This window comes from Bacillus cereus group sp. MG1, from assembly GCF_040460035.1.
Lineage (GTDB): Bacteria > Bacillota > Bacilli > Bacillales > Bacillaceae_G > Bacillus_A > Bacillus_A cereus.
Genome location: NZ_JARVGY010000001.1, coordinates 4,437,797 through 4,461,221, shown reverse-complemented (window position 1 = coordinate 4,461,221; position 23,425 = coordinate 4,437,797). Strand labels below are relative to the sequence as shown.

Sequence of the window (23,425 nt, the reverse complement as noted above, 5' to 3'; positions counted from 1 at the left end):
GATTAAATTTATTAATATACCATTTAAACCATTAGATAATTCATGCTTGGAACGACCCTTACTTTTTAAAGAGCAATCCAAAATTGTTAACTACCTTTTTCAGCTTATCACTTATTCAAAACTGGCTTCCAAAGCGATAAAGCAAAAATCCAATTTGAGTCGCCATTCCCTTGATGATTTTGAACCGCTTCGTACACTTTCCCCTCATGTACTACTCTATCACCTTTAGTATATGCTTTTCTTGCATCCCATTTTTCATATGCGGGATCCTCTAACTTTGTTGTTACATTCAAAACATCACTTCTACTAGATTCATTTCCAGCTAAATCAACCGCCGTCACTACATATTTATACGATGTATTAGCCTTCAAATCTTTATCCATAAAAGATGTATTAGCCGCCGTCCCAATTTTATTCATAACCCCAGCGCTTTCTCTATATACAATATAATGGTCAACACCTACATTATCTTCTGACGGACTCCACATTAAATTAACAGTTGTCGCTGTTGTACCCATACTATGTAATCCTTTTGGCTGAGTTGGAGCCTCTATATCTGGGATTGTATGTGTTGTCTTAACCTTCAGTTTTTCACTTTCTTTTGATATGTTTCCAGCAGAGTCTAATGCCTTTATTGTATAAGTATATTCCGTATCTGCTTTTAATTTTTTATCAATAAAAGTTGTACCTGATACCGTATCAATTACTTCTCCATTACGTAACACTTGATATTCTTTTACACCTATATTATCAGTGGAGGCCTTCCATGTTATTTCAACACTATTGGCAGAAACTTTAGAGGCATTTAATTCAGTTGGTTGACTTGGAGCTACTGTATCAGGAGTTTCATTATTTACTAAATTTACATCAACTACATTATAAAAAGCGTTTGACGTATCTGCTACATCCCATACAGCTAAAATAACATGATAACCATTACGATCAGTTGGTACATTAATTGTATGTGTTAAATTATTTGATGCGGCCGAACCGTCATGTTTCACAGTTCCGATTGGTTCTAATTCAGCACGTGTTAATGGTTTGTTAGGATCCCATCCTTTTTTGGTAATGTAATAATGCCATTTACTTGTAGAATGTGGCGCTGTATATTTCCATGTAAATGTATTTACTCCACCTTTAATTGTGTTTTTGAACCAACGATTTGATGTTTGTTGGTCAAGAATACCTCCAAACAATCCTCCTGCCGAAGCAATTTCCCCATCAATCGGTCCACTATCTGGAAATCCTTTAGGTGCTTCTAGACTTTGAGGTTCATACATTACATTTCCACAATTTAAATTTAATGCCCCATAATTCTGACTACATAAAGCAGCACGACTACTCGGCTTTTCAACAAACCCATGTGCATACGCACTTTGAGGAGTCATTGTGATTGCCGTCATGCCTGCAGCCAAAACACAAGCACCAATCCCCTTTTTACTTGTTCTTAATCTTTCCAATTTAGATGTTAATTTCAATTTCATTTTTGTCCCCCCAATATATTGCTTTCGCTAATATAATAGCAATATAGGGATAAACGAACAAATCGTCAATTAATATATTAATATCTCTCATAAATTGGTACATTTATTATTATTTTTAATCTCCTATAAAAATAAAGTAAATACAATTAAGGAATTTTGTAACATTATGTATTAAAAGAAGAATAAAAACCCCATTTAATTTCACAAAAAATTCAAATATTAAAACAAAAAAATCCTCATGTAGGAAAAATAAATTTTTTATATTACAAAAAGAAAAAAAGTCTGGAAAAAACCGATTATATCCGTTTCTTCCAGACTTCCGCTACTTTTATACCACTCACAAATCCTTTAACCTTAAACATATACACTTGAGGTTAAAACACATATAATACCCCTACTAATTCAAACTAACGCTTAATTACTTATAAAATAACTTAAGGTATCTAGCTTAACTGTATTTTCTTTATTAATAGCTATTTTCTATTCTGTATTTCCTTACTTTAAACAGATTATCAAGAAATTGTTAACGTTTAAGAAAAGAGAAAGTATTTAAAAATCTAGTTTTAACTATCAAATTTTAATAATTTATTGTGTTATTTTTATCTAATAAGGCACAGAAACAAAAGATGAACTTCAGTGTGCTTTAGAAAAGGTTCTTAGGGTGAAACGTTTAAAGGGTATTTTAGTACTGGGTTTTTATTAAATGTTCCTGTACCTAATATTTAAATTAACGGATGTCAAAATATTTTACAATACGAGTATTAAACGTTACATATTTTTATATAAAATGATACATTTCATCAACACGCCTCTTCTAATCTTTATGATAAATATAGAAAATTCGGCTCTTTAGGATTTTATTTTAGAATTCTCATAAAAGTATATAATAGATTAGACACATAATTGTCACAAATTAATAGTTTATCTACTTTATGATTACCTATGAAAATTTTATTACCACTTCAATATTTATCGATAAACTAAAGCACTCTATACTTACAATTTCTTAAAACCCTTTTAAATAATCTTTCAAAAGAGTCGCTAGTTTTATATTTTTTATTTTTTTATTGTACATTTGTACATTTGATGTTAGGATTATGCCTATTAAAATTGAATCCTAACGATTCTTCTTTATAATTTCCATGTTTTAATTGTTAAATAAAAATATAGATTCTGATATATATTTAAAATCAGAACGAAAATGTCGTTATTTTACAATGATTTCGTGGAATACCTTTAGAATGGAAAGATATATGCAACAACGTGTTAAGGGCTTACAGGGGGAACAAAAATGAGAGACTTTTTTGATGATAAGTATAAAAATATTGAATTAAAAAGGAGGTTAATAAATTTAATAAGTGAAATTAGCGAATTCAAAGGAAAATTAGCTGCTTATCAGGAACAAAACCCAGACATATTTAATAGCTTAGAAAAAACTATACCACTACATTACATAAAAAATTTCACAACTATTTATGAGGATATAAAAGTTCCTAATAAAAGATTAAAAGAACTTATTTTAGATGATATCGTACCTCAAAATATTTCGGAAGATGCTATTTTTTGCTATTATCAAACACTTTCTTTTGTACATAAAAACTCCTGTACTTTATTAATCAATCCAGCAACTATACAGGAATTACATTTTCAACTAATACATTACATTACCTCTGACAGTGCCAAATGGCGTGAAAAACCTTTTATCATTCCAGGAATTCCAGAACATGGAATGCACTTGAATAGTTACCGCATTCTTCCGCATGAACTTATTCCACAGTTTATGGAGCAATTATGTGATCAATACAACTCATTAAATACTAGTAAGGGGCTACATTCACTTTTATTAATAGCTCGTTTTATATTAAATTTTTATTGCATAGTCCCTTTCAATCAAGGTAATAACAGGCTGGCATTTATGTTAATGCAATTGCTGTTAATTAAGAGTGGACATACATTTGTAAAATATGTATGTTTGGATAAATATATTAAGAAACATGAATCTGATTATTACAATTCGCTTTATAAATCTTCGGTGAATTGGTACTGCGAGGAACATAATAATAGCTTTTGGTTAAAAACGTTTTTAACCATTATATTAGAGGCTTACAAAGATCTTCATAACACAGTTCTAGATTCTATATGTAAACATACTAAAGTTGAGAGAATTCAGGATTTTATACTTAAACAAAAACAACCCTTTACTAAGGAAAGTATTCGTAACACTTATCCAGACATTGCAGAGAGTACAATCAGTAAGGCTTTAAATTCCTTGCAACTGTTTGGCCATATTAAGCTAGTTACAAAAGGAAGAAACGCAAAGTGGATTAAAATTTGACCATACTTTCAAGATATCTGAGCTTCAAAAATTCAATAATAACTTTATCATTGAATTTCATTTTAATTTTAAGCTATTATTACTTTTTTAGTTATTTCTAATTCCAACAAAACAGTTTATAGGAAAAGGTCCGCTTCCCTCCGCCTTTTCCTATAATAAAATTAAATATAGACATAGAATAATTGTCGAAAAAAGTCGTATTTTAATATTTTTTCTTTATTTTCTGGTTGTAAACGTTTCACTTTCATGTTACCATCTTAATCAAACAATAGATGGTAACATGAAAGTATTTCTTTCCCTTAGAAACATATAAACGTACGGTAATATCAAGAAAATAAGGCCAAAGAAATATTTGATACCTACCAAAATAATTAATAGGAATTTTGCGCGTTTTTTCTGTTAATTCAGAAAAAAACATTTTGTCCCTAAACAAAATTTGTTAGCGCGCAAACTTTAATTACACTAGAACACCCAAATAAATGTACTGTCTTTTTAATTGAGCATTAAGATATGAAAAAAGAGTTCTTCCTACAAAATTCAGCTGATGAACTTAAAGATATCTAAATTACTACCTTAAACGCCATCTATTGTTGACAATATATTTATCAACTATGAAAAAGAGCCTATCAAGGGTTCTTTTTTGTTATGATCATTCAAATTTCAATTCTATCTTGATACTTAGATTCCCCCACAAATCACCTCTACTTTTTTTGCTCTCAATTATTAATTTCCGTTCCCAATTTAATTGAATTTGTGAATAAAATTCCATCTTATAAAAATAATAAATACAACTAATCGTTATATATTAAAGAGGTGTCAATTTTGTCTTTAAATGAAGAGATTTTAGAAACTAAAACAGATAAAAACATTGAAAAGATCCAAACAAATAACTTAAAACAACTTAAAAATACACTAGATAATATCTTTGATATTAGTGCAGATTTAATTGAACATCCTTTGCAATTAAAAACAAGCACAAATATTTTACTATATTATTTTGAAGGACTTACAGATAGTGTCGCATTAAAAAGCAATGTTGTTACACCATTATTACAAAAAGTGAATGAAGACAGTCAAATATTTAATTCTAATATTATTGCTACTCATACCAAAATAGTATATACATGGAATGAAATTAAAGAAGGATTACTTGAGGGGCAATGTGTACTATTTATGGAAGGAGAAAATCGGTCACTTCTAATAAATACAAAAGGCTGGGCAGAGAGAGCAATTCAAGAGCCAATTTCAGAAGTTACTATTAAAGGATCACATGATGGTTTCATTGAAAATGCCACAAAAAATATAGGCTTAATTCGTCGATATCTTCCTTCTGCAGAGTTAAAAATCAAAAAGTTGACGATTGGAGAACGGGCCACTTCTTTCGTATACTTAATTTACTTAGGTGATGTAGCAAACGCAGATGTAGTCCAAGAAGTAGAAACCAGAATCTGTAAAATTAAAACAGATGCAATATTGAGCATTGGTGAACTATCTAATTTTACAAAGGATCAAAATTGGTCTCCTTTTCCACAGGCTTATTTAAGCGAACGCCCAGATGCTATTTCAAATCATATACTTGATGGAAAAGTAGCGGTGTTAATGGATAGATCCCCTGGCGCAATGATTGTTCCAATGAATTTAATTGGATTCTTTCAAACTCCAGATGATTATAATATTCATTGGCTCGTTGCATCATTTTTTCGCTTATTACGATTTGCAGGATTTATTATAGCTATTTTTTTACCAGCATTTTATATAGCTATAGTCTCTTTTCACTTTGAAATCATTCCTATAGATTTATACACTTCTATTGCAACGTCAAGAGTCAAAGTCCCTTTCTCTCCCTTATTGGAAGCTTTTATAATGGAAATCACACTAGAAATGCTACGTGAAGCGGGTATTCGCTTACCACAACCAATTGGACAAACCATTGGAATAGTTGGAGGAATTGTAATTGGACAAGCGGCTGTTCAAGCTGGTCTTGTTAGTAACGTTATGGTTATCATCGTATCTATTACAGCCATTGCTTCATTTATTGTTTCTAATTATGATTTATCAAGTTCTATACGCCTTATTCGTTTTCCAATGATGTTATTGGCTTACTTTTATGGCATTGTAGGTATTGTTAGTGGATTAATGCTCTTATTTGCTCATTTTGTTTCACTAACTTCATATGGTTCACCATATGGATTGCCAATCGCGCCATTTCGTCTCCAAGAGTTAAAAGATTCTTTTGTAAGATTTCCTATTTCTATGCTTACCAGCCGTTCGAGTACAGGGCAGCCGAAACAAAGAAAGAAAAAAGAAGGTGGTTAACATGGGGAATCTTAAATTTAAAAATATAACTTTATTCGAATTTATTATTTTCATCCATTCGCTGCAACTTGCATCTGGTATGTTAATTATGCCAAGCCCACTTGCAACTACTGCTGGCACAGATGGCTGGATTTCAATCATTCTTGGATGGATGGTTACTTCTATAATCGGTGTATTTATTATATTAATGTTACAAAAAAATCCTAACAAAAATTTCTCACAAATCTTAAAAACATACTTTGGTAAATGGATAGGGACAATTCTTTTTCTTACATATGCCTTTTATCTATTTTTTGCTGGATTTAATACTTTATTAAAGGCAACTGATATTGTAAAAGTGTGGATATTCCCTTCCACTCCTGCTTATCAAATCACCATATTATTACTATTACCTTTTATTATTTTAGCCTTGAGTGGGTTAAGGGCTCTTACTAGTTATTCTATGCTTGTTTTCTTCTTCACTACTTGGATGCCACTATTTCTTCTTTTTTCACTAAAGAGTAACTACAATCCTTTACACCTACTACCTATTTTTAAAGAGGGATTATACCCTATTTTAAAGGCAACAAAAGAAACTATTACTCCTTATGCTGGCTTAGAAATTGCATATTATATATATCCGTTCTTACAAAAAAAACAAAAGGCCATAAAAGGACTACTAATAGCGAATACTGGAACCATGTTTTTCTATCTATATGTTACTATTCTTTCTTATATATACTTTAGTCCAGAGGGGATAAAAGACGTAATTTGGCCCGTATTTCATTTGTTACAAGGGGTTCGTTTTTCTTTCATGGAACGATTAGAAATTATTTATATCGCTTACTATTTAATTGTATTCTCCACTACTTTATATCCGTATTTATTTTTCAGTTTTGAATCTATGACCATATCACTTCAAAAAAACGCCCGAAATTGGGCGCTGCTTGCTTTTATGTTATTTATAGTTGGGCTATTTATTTTCCTAAATCCCGATGTGGATGAATATTTGTTTATATATTCTCTTATGGATATCTTAAATGTCATTTTCTTTATTCTATTACCAATCTTATTTTTCGCTTACAGTATTCTTTTTACTTGGATTACTAGGAGGAAACAACTTTGATTCGAAAATGGATATGGATTGTAATTTGTTGTGTGTATATAATTGGTTGTAGTCAGAGAATTCCTCTTGAGAAGGTTTCATTAATCCTTTTAATTGGCTTGGATAGAACCTCTAATGGAAACATAAAAGTTGGAACAAGCATACCACTCTTTCATCATAAGCAGCAAAAAAGTACTATAGAGCATTGGACACAAGCATCAACTGTATATAATGGATTCAGTAAGATAGATACGAAGTTAACGGGATATCTGACAGCTTCCAAAGCTGAAATCATTTTAATTGGGAAAAAATTAGCGCAAGAAGCAAATTGGTTGCAGGAGCTTGATTCTTCTTACCGTGATCCTTACGCTACCATTAATGCTAAAGTAGTACTTGTAGATGGGCCTGCAGAAGAAATTTTTAAAATTTATAAGCCTAGTAAACCATCACTATCATCTTATATAAATGGTGTAATCGAATCCTCAATTCAAAATAACCAATCCGTCTCTTCTACAATTCAGCAATTAATGAGAGAACAAAATGAAGATGGAATGACGCAAACTGTTCCAATTATCAAAAAAACAAAGAATGAAATCGACACAGTAGGAATTGCATTTTTAAATCGAAAAGGGAAATATTTGACTTATATCCCTAAAAAAGATGTTAAATTTTTCAATCTTATAAATAAGCCAAAAAGTAACGGGCGAATGATACTACACCTTGCACTTCCTCCTAAAAATTCCAACAAAAAAACAAATACTTCTATCTTCGTACAGAACGCGACAAGGAAGGTAGATGTTACTTTTCAAAACGGAAAGTTTGTATTTAATCTCGATATATATGCTAATGTAGCTTTAATAGAAAAAACCAATCCTAATTTAATTAAGGGGTACTATGATAATAAAAAAAATATAAATAATTTAAAAAGTGCTATTCAAAAAGAAATTAATAATAATTTACAAAATATGTTGTATGAAATACAGCAGAATAAAATTGATCCAATCGGATTATCCCTATATGCTAAAGCATTTCAATATAAAGAGTGGAAAAAAGTAAAAGGAGATTGGTCGCAAGCGTTAGCAGAGGCTAAAATAAATGTAAAGACACACGTCAAAATAAAAGATACTGGGACCATTAGAAATTAGTCTAATATTTAATAGCATTTCTTAATAGAATTTTCCCTCTTCAATAATTATTATGTAAAAGATACTAATTCAAAGAAAGATCTAATGGTTAAATGCTAACTACTAGATCTTTCTTTTTATCTAAGTATTTTTTTAGGATTACAATTTTCCTATAGTAAACAAGCACAGGTTTCTAAATTAAGTTACTGGAGAATATATAACTCTGGTGCAATATCCCTACCAGCTTTCATTCCAATAATAACTCCATGATATAACGTCAAAGATGAAATCCCTCAACTTAGGTATTTGACTTTTTAAATTTATACAAATGTCTTAGCTCTATGTACTGTGATATATAGGTCCACATCAATATGTTATTGCATCATATACTGAACAGATAATTTAAATTACTTTTATAAAGGATGATGAGGATGAACTTAGAAGATATACAAAAATCCTATGGCGTAATTGTAAGTTTAGGAGGATTGTGTCAAGTCACCAACCAAATCAAAAGACACAATTTAAGAACATTTTCTGGACCTTTAGATTGGTTTTATTATCCATCACTTTCAGATGTAAACAGATTACTTCAAAATCGATTTAAAAAATTTATGAAGTTGGAAAATATGGTTATAGAAGGTTCAGAAAGTTACGGTCTTATTGAATCAGAATTTGATAATCAAATTAAATGGGCAGAACGAATTACCTACTGTATAAAGGACACTTATTATAATTGTTTTTCAATGCATGATTTTCCTATTAATTCAGAAAAGGATTTGAAATCAACCTATCCTTCTTTTAAAGCTAAATTAGACACTAGAATTAATCGATTCTTTGAAAAAATAAATAGTAGTGAATCCATTTTATTCATTAGAATTTGGGGAAATCGAGATGAAGCGGTTGAATTACAAAACGTATTATCTAAAATTACAAATAAGGATTTTAATATCCTTATTGTTAATTTCAAGGAGGGTATATCTAATATTGTTGAACAAAATTGGGGAATATCGAGGGTTTGTTCAATTGAACTCCCACGTTATCAGGATAGATGGGAAGGTGATGATTCCGATTGGGATGTTATTTTAAACAAAATAACATTAACTTAATAATTTTCTTCTTACTTTTAACATGATTTGGCCCGTAAAATCAAATAGGTGTAGAGAAATAAAATTCCTGTCTAATTGATACACACTTAATTAACAAAACGTTCATATAATAATTCGTAAGTCCTTCTTTATTGAATAAATAGTTCTTTACAAAATTAGTTCCATCACTAGAGCACCTTTATGCGGTGCTCTTTTTTGAATTTATAAAATGTAAAAATAGTTGTTCCATTTTCCTTCAAATGGCTAATTCCCTTTGTTATTCTTCTGTTGATTTCTGTATAATCATTTATGCGATCAGCATATTCTGCTTATGTAGTGCATTCACGACTACTTACTTCCATACTTTATCTTATATTTTGTCTTCTTGGATATTTCATTATAAGCTTCTTCAATTCCCTTGATTTCCTTCCCCTTCTTTTATCTTAAGAACAAGCAATTTCTTTCATCAATATTAAATAAACTAAAGCATAGATTTTAAAAGAACCTAATTTACATATAATTAATGATAAACTACAATGTGTATTCTCCACGTTTAATCAACATCTGAATTATAAATCTAACATATTTTTTTTAGTTGATTGTCATTATGGTACAACCGTGTATAAATGCTAACTTAAATATGTACATTAACGCTTGAATAAATATGTACATTTTCAATTGGATTCTCCATACTGACTCTGAGGTGGTTAGTATGTATATTAAGCTAGATATTCAAACAGAATTTGAGGTTAAAAGTCTTTCAGACTTACCAAATTTTAAAAAACTAATGGGGAACTTAAAAATGAAGATAAATAAAAGTCAATTAGCCAGAGAATTGAATGTGGATCGGCGTACCATAGATAAGTATTTGAATGGTTTTACACCAAAAGGGACAAAAAATAAAACATCGAAAATCGATACATATTATGAAGTGATTGCAGCTCTTTTATCTAGTGATTCTAAACAAATCTTCTACTACAAACGAGTGTTATGGCAGTATCTAACAGACAATCACGGTTTAAAATGTTCACAGTCTGCATTTCGTGCTTATATTAATAGAAAGCCTGAATTTAGAACATATTTTGATGAGGGGAAGCGTATTTTATCAGGTCATTCAGTGGGTGTCCGTTATGAGACACCTCCAGGAGAACAAGCTCAATTAGATTGGAAAGAAAGCATACGATTTGAAACCAAAAGTGGCGAAATCGTATATGTGAATGTAGCTGTACTTTTATTGTCCTACTCGAGATTTAAAGTTTTTCATTTGAATATTTCAAAATCACAAAGTGTTTTAATGTCATTTATGACAGAGGCATTTGAAATGTTTGGTGGTGTACCGAAGGTAATTGTCACGGATAATATGAAGACGGTAATGGATGAAGCTCGAACAGAACACTTTACAGGAACGATTAACAATAAGTTTGCCCAATTCGCTCAAGATTTTGGATTTAAGGTACAACCTTGTATCGCAGGGCGACCAAATACCAAAGGGAAAGTAGAAGCGCCAATGAAACTTCTAGACGAAATTCATGCTTATCAAGGAAGATTCACTTTTGAAGAATTACATGAATTTGTGCAAAAATTATGTGCAAGAATTAATCAAACATTTCATCAAGGGACTGGTAAGATTCCAGTGTTTGCCCTAAAACAGGAAAAGAATCTCCTACAACCACTCCCGAAGAGCGCGATAAGAGATTCCTATATGATTAAGCATAAACTTGTAAAAGTTAATACATCAGGCATGATATCTTACAAATCGAATCAATACTCAGTTCCAGCTGAATATCAAGGTAAAACCGTCGGTTTACAAGTATATGATAATCAAATATATGTTTATCATAACATGAAGTTAATTGTACAACATAAAATCAGCCAATCTAAGCTCAATTATAAAGAAGAACATTATAAAAAAGCATTGGCTAAGTCACTACCTAAATATCCGAACATTGACAATTTGGCGAAACAAAATTTATCAGTAATTGGTGAGGTATATAGAAATGAAGAATAGCTATCAACAATTAACAACAAACCTAGAGTATTTAAAATTAAAACAAATGGCACAACATTTAGGTGACGTAGTCGATTTTAGCATTAATAATGAATTATCCTTCGTAGAGACACTTGTTAAACTGACAAACTATGAGATTGATGTACGAGAACAAAATATGATTCATTCTATGGTGAAAATGGGCGCATTTCCTCATAGAAAGGAGGTTGATGAGTTTGATTTCGAATTCCAGCCGAGTATTAATAAACAACAAATCTTAGATTTTATTTCTCTACGTTTCTTAGAGCAACAAGAAAACATAGTATTTTTAGGACCTAGTGGTGTTGGTAAGACCCATTTGGCCACGTCTATTGGTATAGCAGCAGCTAAAAAGCGAACAAGTACTTATTTTATTAAATGTCATGATTTACTTCAAAATTTAAAACGTGCCAAGATTGAGAATCGCCTAGAATCTCGTTTAAAGCACTATACAAAATACAAATTACTTATTATTGATGAAATTGGGTACTTGCCTATTGATCCGGAGGATGCAAAATTATTCTTTCAATTAATCGATATGCGTTATGAAAAGCGTAGTACCATCCTAACGACCAATATCAACTTCAAGTCTTGGGACGAAGTATTCCAGGACCCTAAACTCGCCAATGCCATACTAGATCGTGTCTTACATCATGCCACGGTGGTCAGTATTGTAGGACAATCCTATCGAATTAAAGATCATTTTAGCAAAGAAAATGATTGATTTTGTACATGCTTAAACAAGCGAAAATGTACATGTTTATCTTGACATTTACAACCGTGTATACATTTACCAAACAAACTACATAGTTTAAATTAGTAAAATATATTGAGAGGAAGGAAATAAATCTATGAAAGTCATAATTTTGTGTGGCGGAAAAGGGCTTCGGATGCAAGGAATTTTAGAGGACATTCCCAAACCATTAGTTCGAGTTCAAGGAAAGCCTCTCCTCTTGCATATAATGAATTGGTATAGAAAATATGGACATTCTGATTTCATTTTGCCCTTAGGATATAAAGGTGAGAAAATTAAGGAATATTTTATGGACTTTAGCTGGAAAGAGAATGACTTTAGTTTGAATTTTAAAACCAGTCAATATACGCTACTTCAGAAATTAGAAAATTGGAATATACACTTTATAGATACAGGAATTGATACAATGACCGGGGCAAGACTAAAAAAACTTGAATCCTTTGTACAGGGTGAAACCTTTTTATTAACTTATGGTGACGGATTAGCCAATATAGATATTGATCAACTAATAGCATTCCATAAAGAAAAAGGAAAAATTGCTACATTAACTGGAATTAAAAAAAATAGTCAATACGGCCTATTGGCGGTCGAAGATGGAATTGCTATTGATTTTAAAGAAAAACCATTACTTGATGAAGTAATTAATGGCGGTTTTTTTGTATTTAACAAAGAAATATTCGATTATTTAAGTAATAATGATGATTGTGTTCTAGAAGAAGATCCTCTTCGAAATTTAATAAAAGACAATGAGCTCGCAGTCTATGAACACAATGACTTTTGGGCTAGTGTCGATACACCTAAAGATTTAAAAACTGTAAATGAAAGTTGGAATCCAAATAAATTTTAGTGGAGAGGACTGAATAAGCATTGAACTCTAATGATAAAAAAATAAGTTTACCTCGATTGTATATCCCCTCTAATGAGAAAATAGTTAACCCACTTTCAACAGGAATTAAAGCTTCAAATCTCTCCAAAAAAAATACTCAAAAAAGAATTGATCCCCAATTCTATAATCAACAACATGATCTAAATAATCATTTCTGCGTCATTGTAGGTAGTGAGTATGTCTTGAAAATTATTGCTTTACAGCAATCATTAATGCAGTACTCAGAAAAATTCACATTGTGGATTTGTTGTATAGATCCTTTTGCATATTCACTATTAAAAGAAATGAGTTTAATTAATGTAAACCTTTTACAAGTTGAAGAATTGGAAGATCGTGAACTAAAAGCAATTAAGAGAAAAAGAAAAGTAAATGAATATTGTTGGACTTTAAAATCTGTCTTGATAGAATATTTATTGGTCAATTATGATTTACCATCTATTCTATATTGTGATGGTGATTTATGCTTTTTCTCTGACCCTAATATTATTTTTGAGGAATGGGGTGACCATTCTATTTTCCTAACCCCCCAAAGAGATCGTGATTGGGTAGAAAAAATGTATGGAAAATATCAGGCTGGTCTAATTGGATTTAAGAATGATCTCTATGGACTAAAAAGTGTAAGATGGTGGAAAAATAAATGTATAGATTGGTGCAGTGCCGAGGCTGAGGAGGGGAAATTTGGAGACCAAAAGTATTTAGATTATATCCCTATATATTTTCCAAAAGTAAAAATTTCAAATAACTTAGGTATAAATGCTGCACCTTGGAACTGTATATATAATAACGATTATAAAATTGACAAGACTAAAAACGATATATTTATTGAAAACGACAAACTAGTTGTTTACCATTTTGCATGTATTACTATCTTTACTGAAAATGATTTTGATCTTTGGTCTTTGGGAGAAATTTCAATACCCAATAATATATTAAACCATATTTACACTCCGTATTTAGAGAGAATTCAATTTGTTTTAAAGCAATTAAAGGATAAATTCAATAAAGATACTAAACAATTTTTAAGTAAAAAAGATATAAATAAAGCTCAAACTTTATATAAAGATTCACAATTAAGAAGAAAAATGAATCAATCCAATCATTTTATGAACTTTTCCATGATTATAAGTAAAGAACGATTAATTCAAGGATTGACCTCTTATTATTCCTTAGAAAATTTCAACGCTAAATTTACTGTATGGATCTGTTGTATGGATGATTTAACTTATCAAATATTAGAAAAATTAAAATTAAAGCACGCCATACTAATTCCGGTACAAGAAATTGAAAATCATGAACTCCTCAGTATAAAAAATGATAGAAGTTTACAAGAGTATTGTTGGACATTAAAAGCGCCCCTATGTCTACATGTCCTTAGTCTTTATCCGGAAGTTGATCACATTATATATTGTGATGCTGATATGTATTTCTTTACAGCACCTAATATCATTCTTGATGAATGGTGGAAGTACTCTGTATTCCTTTGCCCTCAAAGAAGCTCTACTGAAATTGAAAGCATACACGGTATATACCAAGCTGGTTTAGTAGGCTTCAAGAACGATCAAAATAGTAAAGAAATTTTAACATGGTGGAAAGATAAATGCCTAGAATATTGCAATAATCAATATGATGTTGAAATGAATAGATGGGGTGACCAAAAATATTTAAATCACATTCCTAACATCTTTTCTAATATAAAAATCATGACTCATAAAGGTATTGATGCAGCACCTTGGAATGTCATTTTAAATAGCAGTTCTATATCCAAAACAGATAATAAAGTTTTTATTGATCAAGATGAATTAATAGCTTTTCATTTTGGAAGTATGCAAATTATTAATCCAAATGAGTTCGATTTATGGAAACAAGAAACTTTAGAATTACCTCCAGCAGTTTTAGATTATATATACATTCCTTATATTGAACAATTGAACAAGACATGTCATACCCTTCATAATACTTTTCAAAAATCTCCCTCCTCTTTATTTGCTGACCAAATTGATACAACAACAATAAAAAATTATTTTAAATACCCCTCCACTCATCACAATTAAGACTGATACTTTCCTTATTTAAAAATAAATCTATTTATTTCAGCAACTAAAAATACATCTTAATAAAGGATAGATTATCACTATGATTGCTTCATTTAAAAATAAAACTTTCCTTATTACTGGTGGATACGGTTTTATTGGTTCTCACTTGGCACGAAGACTTTTAAATTTACAAGCAAAAATTGTTCTTTTCATAAGAACACCATCAAACTCTTGGAGACTAAAGGATATTCTAAAATATATTGAAACCTATGAAGTAGATATACGAGATAAAAAACAAGTACAAGATGCAATAAAGAAAATTAATCCCGATTATATCTTTCATCTGGCAGCCTATGGTGTAAATTCTGCCCATACAGATTACATCCATGCTATAGAAACAAATGTTATAGGGACTTGTAACATTATTCAAGCAGCAAAATTGGTGAATTGTAAAAAAATCATCAATTTTGGGAGTAGTTCTGAATACGGTAACAAGATGGAACCTATTCATGAAAATATGTTACTAACTCCTGTGGACATCTATGGAAGTACCAAAGCTGCTGCTACTATACTCGCCCATCAAATTGCTAGCGAAAACAATATTAATCTTATAACATTAAGACCTTTTGGCATATTCGGAGAAGGCGAAGAGCCGCATAAAATTTTTAGCTATATAATCTTGCGAGTATTACAAAACAAAGATGTAAATTTAACTTTATGTAATCAATTAAGAGATTATTGTTATATAGAAAATGTAATAGATGCCTGTATCCTAGCCGTAGAAAATACTACTGTACAAAATGAAATCTTTAATATTGGGAGCGGCACTATTCACCCCTTGAAACATTATGTAGAATTATTATTCAAACATTTGAAAACCAATTCCAGACCAAATTACGGTGCAATTTCCTCTAGAACAAATGAAAGATGGGTTCCTGAAGCGGATGTGCAAAAAATAAAAAACTCTCTTTTCTGGGAACCTAGAATTAATATTGAAGAAGGAATTATAAAAACTGTTAATTGGTATAAAAATAATAAACATTTATACCTAACCCCCTAAAAATAGGGTACTAAAGGAGGTGGACTAATTGTTAAACCAAAACTTTAATAATGCTTTTTACGGAAAAAGAATTTTAATTACTGGACATACTGGTTTTAAAGGTTCTTGGTTATCCCTATGGTTGAATGAATTAGGTGCTACTGTAATCGGATATTCATTAGATTCTAAAAATAAAAATGATAACTTTAACATTACTAACCTTCAAAATAATATAATTGATATTCGTGGAGACATTAGAGATTTTAATAAATTAAATAACGTTTTTACAGATTATAAACCTGAAATTGTATTCCATTTAGCTGCCCAACCTCTAGTTAAGTATTCATATGAATATCCTAGAGAAACATACGAGGTAAACGTTGTAGGAACTATGAATGTACTAGAGGCAATTCGATTACATGAATCAGCTAAAATAGGAATTATGGTGACAAGTGACAAGTGCTATGAAAATAAAGAATGGCCTTGGGGTTATCGTGAAATTGACCCTATGGGCGGCCATGACATATATAGCTCAAGCAAAGGATGCTGCGAACTTTTAATTTCTTCCTATCGTAATTCTTACTTTTCAGAAGAAAAATTTTCTCAACATAAGAAAATAATTGCAAGTGTTCGAGCTGGTAATGTAATTGGTGGTGGTGATTGGTCAATAGATAGAATTATTCCCGATTGTATACGAGCATTAGAATCAAACAAAAAGATTATTATTAGAAATCCTACTGCTATTAGACCCTGGCAACATGTACTAGAACCTTTAAGCGGTTATTTACTCCTTACAGAAAAAATTATAAATAATGGTATCCTTTTTTCAGGAGCATGGAACTTCGGGCCATCCCTAAGCAATATTGTTTCAGTAGAAAAATTAGTGACAAGTTTACTAGATATTTGGGGCTGCGGGGATTGGACAGCAGAAAATATAGGTCCAATAAATTTTCATGAAGCAAATTTACTAAACCTTGACATTAGCAAAGCAAAATTCAATCTTAATTGGCAGCCAAAATGGTCCCTACAACAGACTTTAGAAAATACAATAGAATGGTATAAACATTATAATTCTTACACCAGTTCTGAGATGAGAAATCTATGTATTAGCCAAATCAAACAATATTGCATGCTTTGAACTACTCCCACTTACCCATACTTGCTGTGAGTTCCTTATGGAGGGAGTCTTCTTGGTTAAAATAATAAAAGATACATTAATTTTTATAGTCTAAATTATAAACCTACTATACCTAAAATTATGTGATTGTCCATTAACAAAAATTTTATTTCTTCGGTTATTTCAAATCAACTATTGACATTATATTGAAGAATAAAGGAATCACGTATTTTTCTAGTGATTCCCTTGTTCTGAGAAAATAATGTCTTGCTTTAACGACAATACAGTATATGTGATTATTAATTTATTTGTTCTAGTTATGAAAAAATCTATTCCTGTCAAAAGAGCTTTCTTCAAAGAAAAACTTCCTTTTTTTTTTTACTTATCCTACTCGAAAAGTAAATAATGTTATTTTTCAGATAATTATATCTACTATTTATAGAATTACACTGAGCTTTAACAAGTTTATGCTTATATATTGATTCTCTTATTTATTATCACCAATGTTGATGAATTTATGCATAGCTTATTCTATACACAAATAGCTTTTTGAATTATCTTTTCAGAATAAATAAAGGAGACTTTCTCTTTTATGCACTTTCCCCTTACCAGTCTTAAATTTCCCTTTAATCAACAATAAGAACAAATCTTCAATATAGTACATCTTCTATAAAATAAAACCATACGTAAGATAATTTTACTATTACAAATAATGACATAGTCTGTTTCACCTTTTACATTATCTAAAAAAGAACTTGTAGGAATTCTTACAAGTTCTTTTTTATTTCCTTTATTCTCTTCTTATTTACATACGCAAGATTTATACATTTGGTGGTGATACATACTATATTTATCCGATAAAATAATCTAAAAATTAATACATAATTGATCGTTTTAAGAAAAAGAAATTTCATAAATCTTCAATCACAGTTCTTAGTTCACCTAATAGAACGTATAAAGACTCATATCATCTTTTGATTATTTTTGGATGTTTTATTCTACGTATATTCGACACAAATTGATTGTTTTTTATGAATTTTCTTGAAAAATATTGTAATATCACTCCATTTTTTCTTCTATTTTGTTATGATGTTTATAATTAAATTGGATTAGGATTTTTTTAGAAAATGGGGGCGTATATTATGAGTGTCTCAGTAAAAGGAAATGAGCAATTAACCTCTCTATTGAACGACTGGTATCGATCTATGCTATCTCAGCAAGTTATAAAAGCTACTAATCTAAAAAAGAAAATTGATGAAAAAATTAATAAGTTAAGCATTGAACCGAATCAAGAGCATCAGGATCAAAATTTGTTACTATACTATTCACTACTCGAATTTCGTTACAAGGTCTTAACAGATAGCCTTGGTATTCAACAAAATAGTTTTGATACTATTAGCGATTATGATATGCCTACAGATCAATTTCTACAATTCTATTATCATTTTTTCAAATCCATTCATTCCACTTTTATATCAAATTATACTGAGGCAGAGGAACATTATAAACTAGCAGAAAAAATATTGGTAGCTATACCAGATGAAATTGAACACGCCGAATTTTACTATAGAATTGCTACTTTCTATCACCATACCTATAACAATCTCGCTTCTATCGAATACGCAAATAAATCGAGAGCAATCTTTTCAAAGTACGAAGGTTATGAAGTAAAAACAGCCTTTTGTAATAGTTTGCTAGGTGGTTGCTGCATCTATTTAAAACAGTACGAACAAGCAGAAGAATATCTACATTGTGCAATTGATTTACTACAAAAAAATAGGGAAGAAGATTCCTTGTTATACGTAAAAAATACTATGGGGTGGCTGTATTCTGATCAAAGTATGTCTACTTTAGCTATTCGTCACCTTTCAGAAGTAACAGAGAAAATCCCTACACACTTCAAGGCCATCTTCCTACAAGCTAAGGAACATTATAAGTTAGGAGAACAATCAACGGCCAGCCAACTCATTGATAAGGGACTACAGATTTGCAGAGAGATTCATAACGAAGAATATACACACCACTTCTCTATTTTAAAAAAATTAAACGAAAATATTCCATTGGAAGAATTAGAAAAAATCATTCAAGAAGGAATCTTATACTTTGAGGAAGAAGAATTATGGGAATATGTTGTCGAATACGCCGAATTATTTGCCACAAAATGTAGACAATTAGAGAACCACCAAAAAGTAAGTGACTATTTCCATATTTGTTATCAAGCAAGACAAAAATCAATCGCAAAAGGAGTGTTAAAATAATGAAAAAAATTAGCTTATTATTATCAAGCATTGCTTTTATTGGGGTATTAACGGTGGGAATTTTTCAGTTTTCTAAAACAGATCAGCTTGCTACTCATGGGCATTATCCTGCTCCTTCATATAGTGTTGGCGATTATGGTGGTGCACCACCACAAATTTAATGTAAATGTATTTAAAAACCCTCCAAATGGAGGGTTTTTAAATGGCTTATCTGCCTGTTCAATACGCATAGAGAGTACATATTATACTTATTTACTATGTTATAAGATTTTTCATTTCCACTCTGTAACAAGATTCTAGCATTCTCTCCTAGAATCTCAACTTAAATCTTAAATCCACCAATTAACTCTTGAAGTTCTTCCGCCATCTGTGCTAATTGTATTGCTGAAGAATTTATCTCTTCCATAGAAGCATGTTGTTCCTCAGATGAACCAGCTATCGTTTGCATACTTGAAGAATTTTCTTTTACAGCCATAGCTATTTGATCAATCGATGTATCGACTTTCATTGCATCAGTAGTCATTGTATTAGATAGTTCCACCATACCATGCACTTTTGACACAATATCATTTGCAGATTTTGAAATCTCATAAAAACTTTGTTTTGTATCGTTAGCAACTTTAATTCCCGACTGTACTTCTACGCCTACTTCATTCATAGCTTTTACAGTCTCATATACGTCTGCTTGTATTTCCTTAATTAAACTTCCAATTTCCATTGAAGATTCGGATGATTGCTCCGCCAACTTTCTAACTTCATCGGCAACAATTGCAAATCCTCTCCCCTGTTCCCCAGCTCTAGCTGCTTCAATCGCTGCATTTAATGCTAATAAATTTGTTTGTTCCGCAATATTTTGAATCGCTTCTAATATACTGCCAATTTGCTGTGATTTCTTATCTAATAATTTTATGACATTATCGGATTGAGAAACAGAGTGATGGATAGACTGCATTTGTGTTACAGTTTGTTCTACTAATTGTTCACCTTCATTGGCTTTTTGTTTAGTGTATATGGATGAAGCCGATACTTCAGAAGCATTCTCAGCTACGTATTGAATATTTCGTGTTACCTCACCAATTAATTCAGCTCCAGACTCAACTTCATTATTTTGAACCTCTGCACTGTTCGAGATTTCTTCCATCTCTTTTGTAATTTGTTCTGTCGCAACACTTGCTTGCTCTACACTAGCAGTTAGTTCCTCAGAAGACGCAGCTACATGTCCTGCAGATGTGTTAATTTGAGAAATAATATTACGTAACGACTCTGCCATTGTATTGAAACTACCACCTAATTGACCAAGTTCATCCTTTGAACGAATATCTATTTTCTCGGTTAAATCTCCTTGACTAATTCTTTGAGCTGAAATGACTAATTGTCTTAGTGGAGTAATTATAGATTTGAGTATGAATAGAATTACAATTCCACCTAACAATAATGAAGCACCTATTATAGTGAGCGTTTTATAAAAAATAGGATTGGTAGCTTCTTCAATTTCTTTCGTAGGCATTACGCCAGCTATTTTCCAACCTGTTTTTTTATTTGTCTTAAAGCTTATGTTTCGATCTTCACCATTGAGGCTATAAGTAATTACTCCATCTTCTGTCTTGTACAATTCATCCACTAAAGTTTTATCTAATTTCTCTCCAGGTTTTAGTGATGGATGAACAACTATAGTTTTATCTTGACTAACTATAGATACAAATCCTTGCTTCCCAATTTTTATCATTTTGGATGTTTTTACGATATCTTTAATATTCAAATCTACGCCAATGACACCACTTTTATCTGCATTCTGCTTTGCAATTGCAATTACCATATTTCCTGTAGACTTTGATTTATATGGAGATGAAACAATAATCTCTCCATCTGCTTTTACTGCATCCTTATACCAACTGCTTTCTAGCGGATTAAACCCTTCTGGTATTTTTCCAACAGGTGCATGAATAAATTGATTGTTACTGGATGCCGTATAAATCGTTTCTATCTCTGGATGTAACTGTATATATTGATCAAATTTATTCTGTACATTTTGCGATTGTTCAGGATTATAATCCCCTTGTGTGAGTACCTTTGCAAAATGAGTGATATCTGTATGCTTATTTTCTAATTCATCATCAACAATCTTATCTAAAATACTTATATTATCTTTTGCTGATTGTAGAATTGTTTCATTAAGATCTGTTTTTGCTTTATTATAAGATGATACTCCTACGATAAGGCTTGGTATAATTAATATTGCTATAAATGCCATAGACAACTTCGTTTTAAGCTTTATTTTCCCCAATCTTTCTTTTATATTAAACACTAGCTACTTCTCCTTTTCATTTTTACTACTTATATAGTTTATTTAAATTTTTCTCCTTTACTTTTCCACATTCATTTATGGTACCATTCGAAATGAAACCACAATTACATCCTATTATCCGTACTTTATAATTTAGAGATTTAATTTTCACAGACAGAGTTTTATCTGCCCTCCTTTCGAATATGTTATTTTTCTAGATTCAGCAATTATTAGACTACGAATTATTCCAAATAAACTTGATGCAACATATACTTCATTTAAAAAATAATTATTGGATTTGTTTGGATAAAAATCTAGTTTAGCGCTAATCCAATCGGATGAAATTCTTACCATAATACATTCACTAAACATAAATAAGTAAATTTATTTCTTTTAATACTTATATTTAACTGCCTTTTAACCATTCTAACTGTATTATTTCATCGTTTTATCTATTTATTACAACCACTTTTGTATTATTGAATCACTAAACTATAAATTCTAAATAGGAGAATAAAATAAATTAGAGAATTACATTGTAACACACATATATAAGTTGTTAATATTAAAATTTAAAACTTTACTATTTTTCATATGCAATATTACATGCGAAAAGCCATAATTTTTTTGTTATACTATGCATGTAGATTTTTCATCCAAAATCCACCCAAACGCATATTTATGTATATGCCACCCTAATTGATGAAAGTGAGAAGAGTGTTTATCATTTTTCTCACTTTTTTATTTAGGCTCTGTTAATATTGATTATTGATAAAAAGTATTAAATAAGGGAAGACACCTTAGAGTTGGTGCTTCCCTTATTTGTTGATTATTCAAATCTAAAATAGGTATTTTCTAAACCTATTCTTTGCTTTAATGTTCTGCCCAAAGCATAATTATTTGGTAATTCTTTTTCAATGACACAAATAATATAACCTGCTTTTCCTGTTGTTAAATTAGTTAGTTGTAAGTAGTTAGTGTTGTCGTAGATATAAGAAATAATATATTCATAGAAATTATTTTCTTTATCTTCTCTATTCATACCAACATTGTACACCCTAACTCTTGCTCCTACCCAAATTTCCTCATCATCATCAACATTACTTAAAGGCATCCATTTCGAGTTATCCAATATTTCACCCTTTTCTTAATTCATTCGTTTATACACGAATGTTGCTAGACACAAACTATCATAAGCATCCGTCATTTCATTGATTAGACGACCACCGACAGAGAAAAAAGACTCAACATAGCTTTTTACCCATTGAAACACTTGCTCTTTTAGTTATTTTTACATTTTGAATCTACGAAAATGAATTCCCTTATAAAAACTCTAACAGAGAATCTTCCTTCCAAATTTCACCTAGGGAATTATTTGTTTTCCAAAAAACCTACCAACATCTTTATCAACTCATTTTAGAATATTTAAACAATAATTCCATATACATTACCTGCATAAATTATTCATTTTCTTTTATATAAGACCTACCTTTTTACTTTTGATAGATTATTAGACATTGGATTATTATACATAAATCCCAAAAACATGCGGTATTTTGTAGAATTTTGTCTATCAATATGTATGTACACCCTTTTGTAG

Annotated in this window: 16 protein-coding genes; 13 read left to right on the top strand and 3 right to left on the bottom strand. The window is 30.6% G+C overall.

The genetic code is table 11. The features are described 5' to 3' along the window. Nucleotides 1-107: 107 nt before the first annotated feature. A complete protein-coding gene (locus QCI79_RS23320) occupies nucleotides 108-1,484 on the bottom strand; it encodes a lytic polysaccharide monooxygenase (protein ID WP_000769026.1) in 1,377 nt (458 codons plus the stop codon). 1,291 nt (nucleotides 1,485-2,775) lie between these two features. Here QCI79_RS23320 and QCI79_RS23315 point away from each other — a divergent pair. The 13 genes from QCI79_RS23315 (at nucleotide 2,776) to QCI79_RS23255 (ending at nucleotide 19,702) form a co-directional block, all read left to right on the top strand. Beyond that, on the top strand, nucleotides 2,776-3,819 hold the full coding sequence (locus QCI79_RS23315; RefSeq protein WP_001204210.1) for a Fic family protein: 1,044 nt from the start codon (nucleotides 2,776-2,778) through the stop codon (nucleotides 3,817-3,819). An 822-nt stretch (nucleotides 3,820-4,641) separates the two neighbouring features. Further along, nucleotides 4,642-6,135: a spore germination protein gene (locus QCI79_RS23310; RefSeq protein WP_000055694.1), complete on the top strand. Its 1,494-nt coding sequence runs from the start codon at nucleotides 4,642-4,644 to the stop codon at nucleotides 6,133-6,135. Nucleotide 6,136: 1 nt separating this feature from the next. Next, on the top strand, nucleotides 6,137-7,240 hold the full coding sequence (locus tag QCI79_RS23305) for a GerAB/ArcD/ProY family transporter (protein WP_000527362.1): 1,104 nt from the start codon (nucleotides 6,137-6,139) through the stop codon (nucleotides 7,238-7,240). After that, on the top strand, nucleotides 7,237-8,364 hold the full coding sequence (locus QCI79_RS23300; RefSeq protein WP_000619985.1) for a Ger(x)C family spore germination protein: 1,128 nt from the start codon (nucleotides 7,237-7,239) through the stop codon (nucleotides 8,362-8,364). Before QCI79_RS23305 ends, QCI79_RS23300 begins: the two co-directional genes overlap by 4 nt. 410 nt (nucleotides 8,365-8,774) lie before the next feature. Then, on the top strand, nucleotides 8,775-9,449 hold the full coding sequence (locus QCI79_RS23295) for a papain-like cysteine peptidase (RefSeq protein ID WP_001047152.1): 675 nt from the start codon (nucleotides 8,775-8,777) through the stop codon (nucleotides 9,447-9,449). Nucleotides 9,450-10,140: 691 nt separating this feature from the next. Then, entirely contained in the window at nucleotides 10,141-11,436 is a 1,296-nt protein-coding gene (gene istA / locus QCI79_RS23290; RefSeq protein WP_000275580.1) for an IS21-like element IS232 family transposase, read from the top strand. Continuing rightward, nucleotides 11,426-12,178: an IS21-like element IS232 family helper ATPase IstB gene (gene istB, locus QCI79_RS23285; RefSeq protein ID WP_000798699.1), complete on the top strand. Its 753-nt coding sequence runs from the start codon at nucleotides 11,426-11,428 to the stop codon at nucleotides 12,176-12,178. Before istA ends, istB begins: the two co-directional genes overlap by 11 nt. Before the next feature lie 127 nt (nucleotides 12,179-12,305). Then, nucleotides 12,306-13,055: a sugar phosphate nucleotidyltransferase gene (locus QCI79_RS23280; RefSeq protein ID WP_000864432.1), complete on the top strand. Its 750-nt coding sequence runs from the start codon at nucleotides 12,306-12,308 to the stop codon at nucleotides 13,053-13,055. A gap of 20 nt (nucleotides 13,056-13,075) precedes the next feature. Beyond that, a complete protein-coding gene (locus tag QCI79_RS23275; protein ID WP_001087523.1) occupies nucleotides 13,076-15,145 on the top strand; it encodes a hypothetical protein in 2,070 nt (689 codons plus the stop codon). Nucleotides 15,146-15,227: 82 nt separating this feature from the next. Continuing rightward, on the top strand, nucleotides 15,228-16,187 hold the full coding sequence (locus tag QCI79_RS23270) for an NAD-dependent epimerase/dehydratase family protein (protein ID WP_000561953.1): 960 nt from the start codon (nucleotides 15,228-15,230) through the stop codon (nucleotides 16,185-16,187). Nucleotides 16,188-16,215: 28 nt separating this feature from the next. Further along, nucleotides 16,216-17,304: a CDP-glucose 4,6-dehydratase gene (gene rfbG / locus QCI79_RS23265; RefSeq protein WP_000934341.1), complete on the top strand. Its 1,089-nt coding sequence runs from the start codon at nucleotides 16,216-16,218 to the stop codon at nucleotides 17,302-17,304. A 1,121-nt stretch (nucleotides 17,305-18,425) separates the two neighbouring features. Next, nucleotides 18,426-19,541 carry a Rap family tetratricopeptide repeat protein gene (locus tag QCI79_RS23260; protein ID WP_000116962.1) on the top strand — a complete coding sequence of 372 codons (1,116 nt, stop codon included), beginning with the start codon at nucleotides 18,426-18,428 and terminating at the stop codon, nucleotides 19,539-19,541. Next, a complete protein-coding gene (locus QCI79_RS23255) occupies nucleotides 19,541-19,702 on the top strand; it encodes a hypothetical protein (RefSeq protein WP_000724116.1) in 162 nt (53 codons plus the stop codon). The genes QCI79_RS23260 and QCI79_RS23255 overlap by 1 nt, the downstream gene beginning before the upstream one ends. A 161-nt stretch (nucleotides 19,703-19,863) precedes the next feature. Here QCI79_RS23255 and QCI79_RS23250 read toward each other — a convergent pair whose 3' ends face one another. After that, complete coding sequence (locus QCI79_RS23250) at nucleotides 19,864-21,846, bottom strand: methyl-accepting chemotaxis protein (protein ID WP_000481853.1); 1,983 nt, start codon at nucleotides 21,844-21,846, stop codon at nucleotides 19,864-19,866. An 808-nt stretch (nucleotides 21,847-22,654) separates the two neighbouring features. Further along, complete coding sequence (locus QCI79_RS23245) at nucleotides 22,655-22,939, bottom strand: hypothetical protein (protein WP_002062883.1); 285 nt, start codon at nucleotides 22,937-22,939, stop codon at nucleotides 22,655-22,657. Nucleotides 22,940-23,425 lie beyond the last annotated feature (486 nt).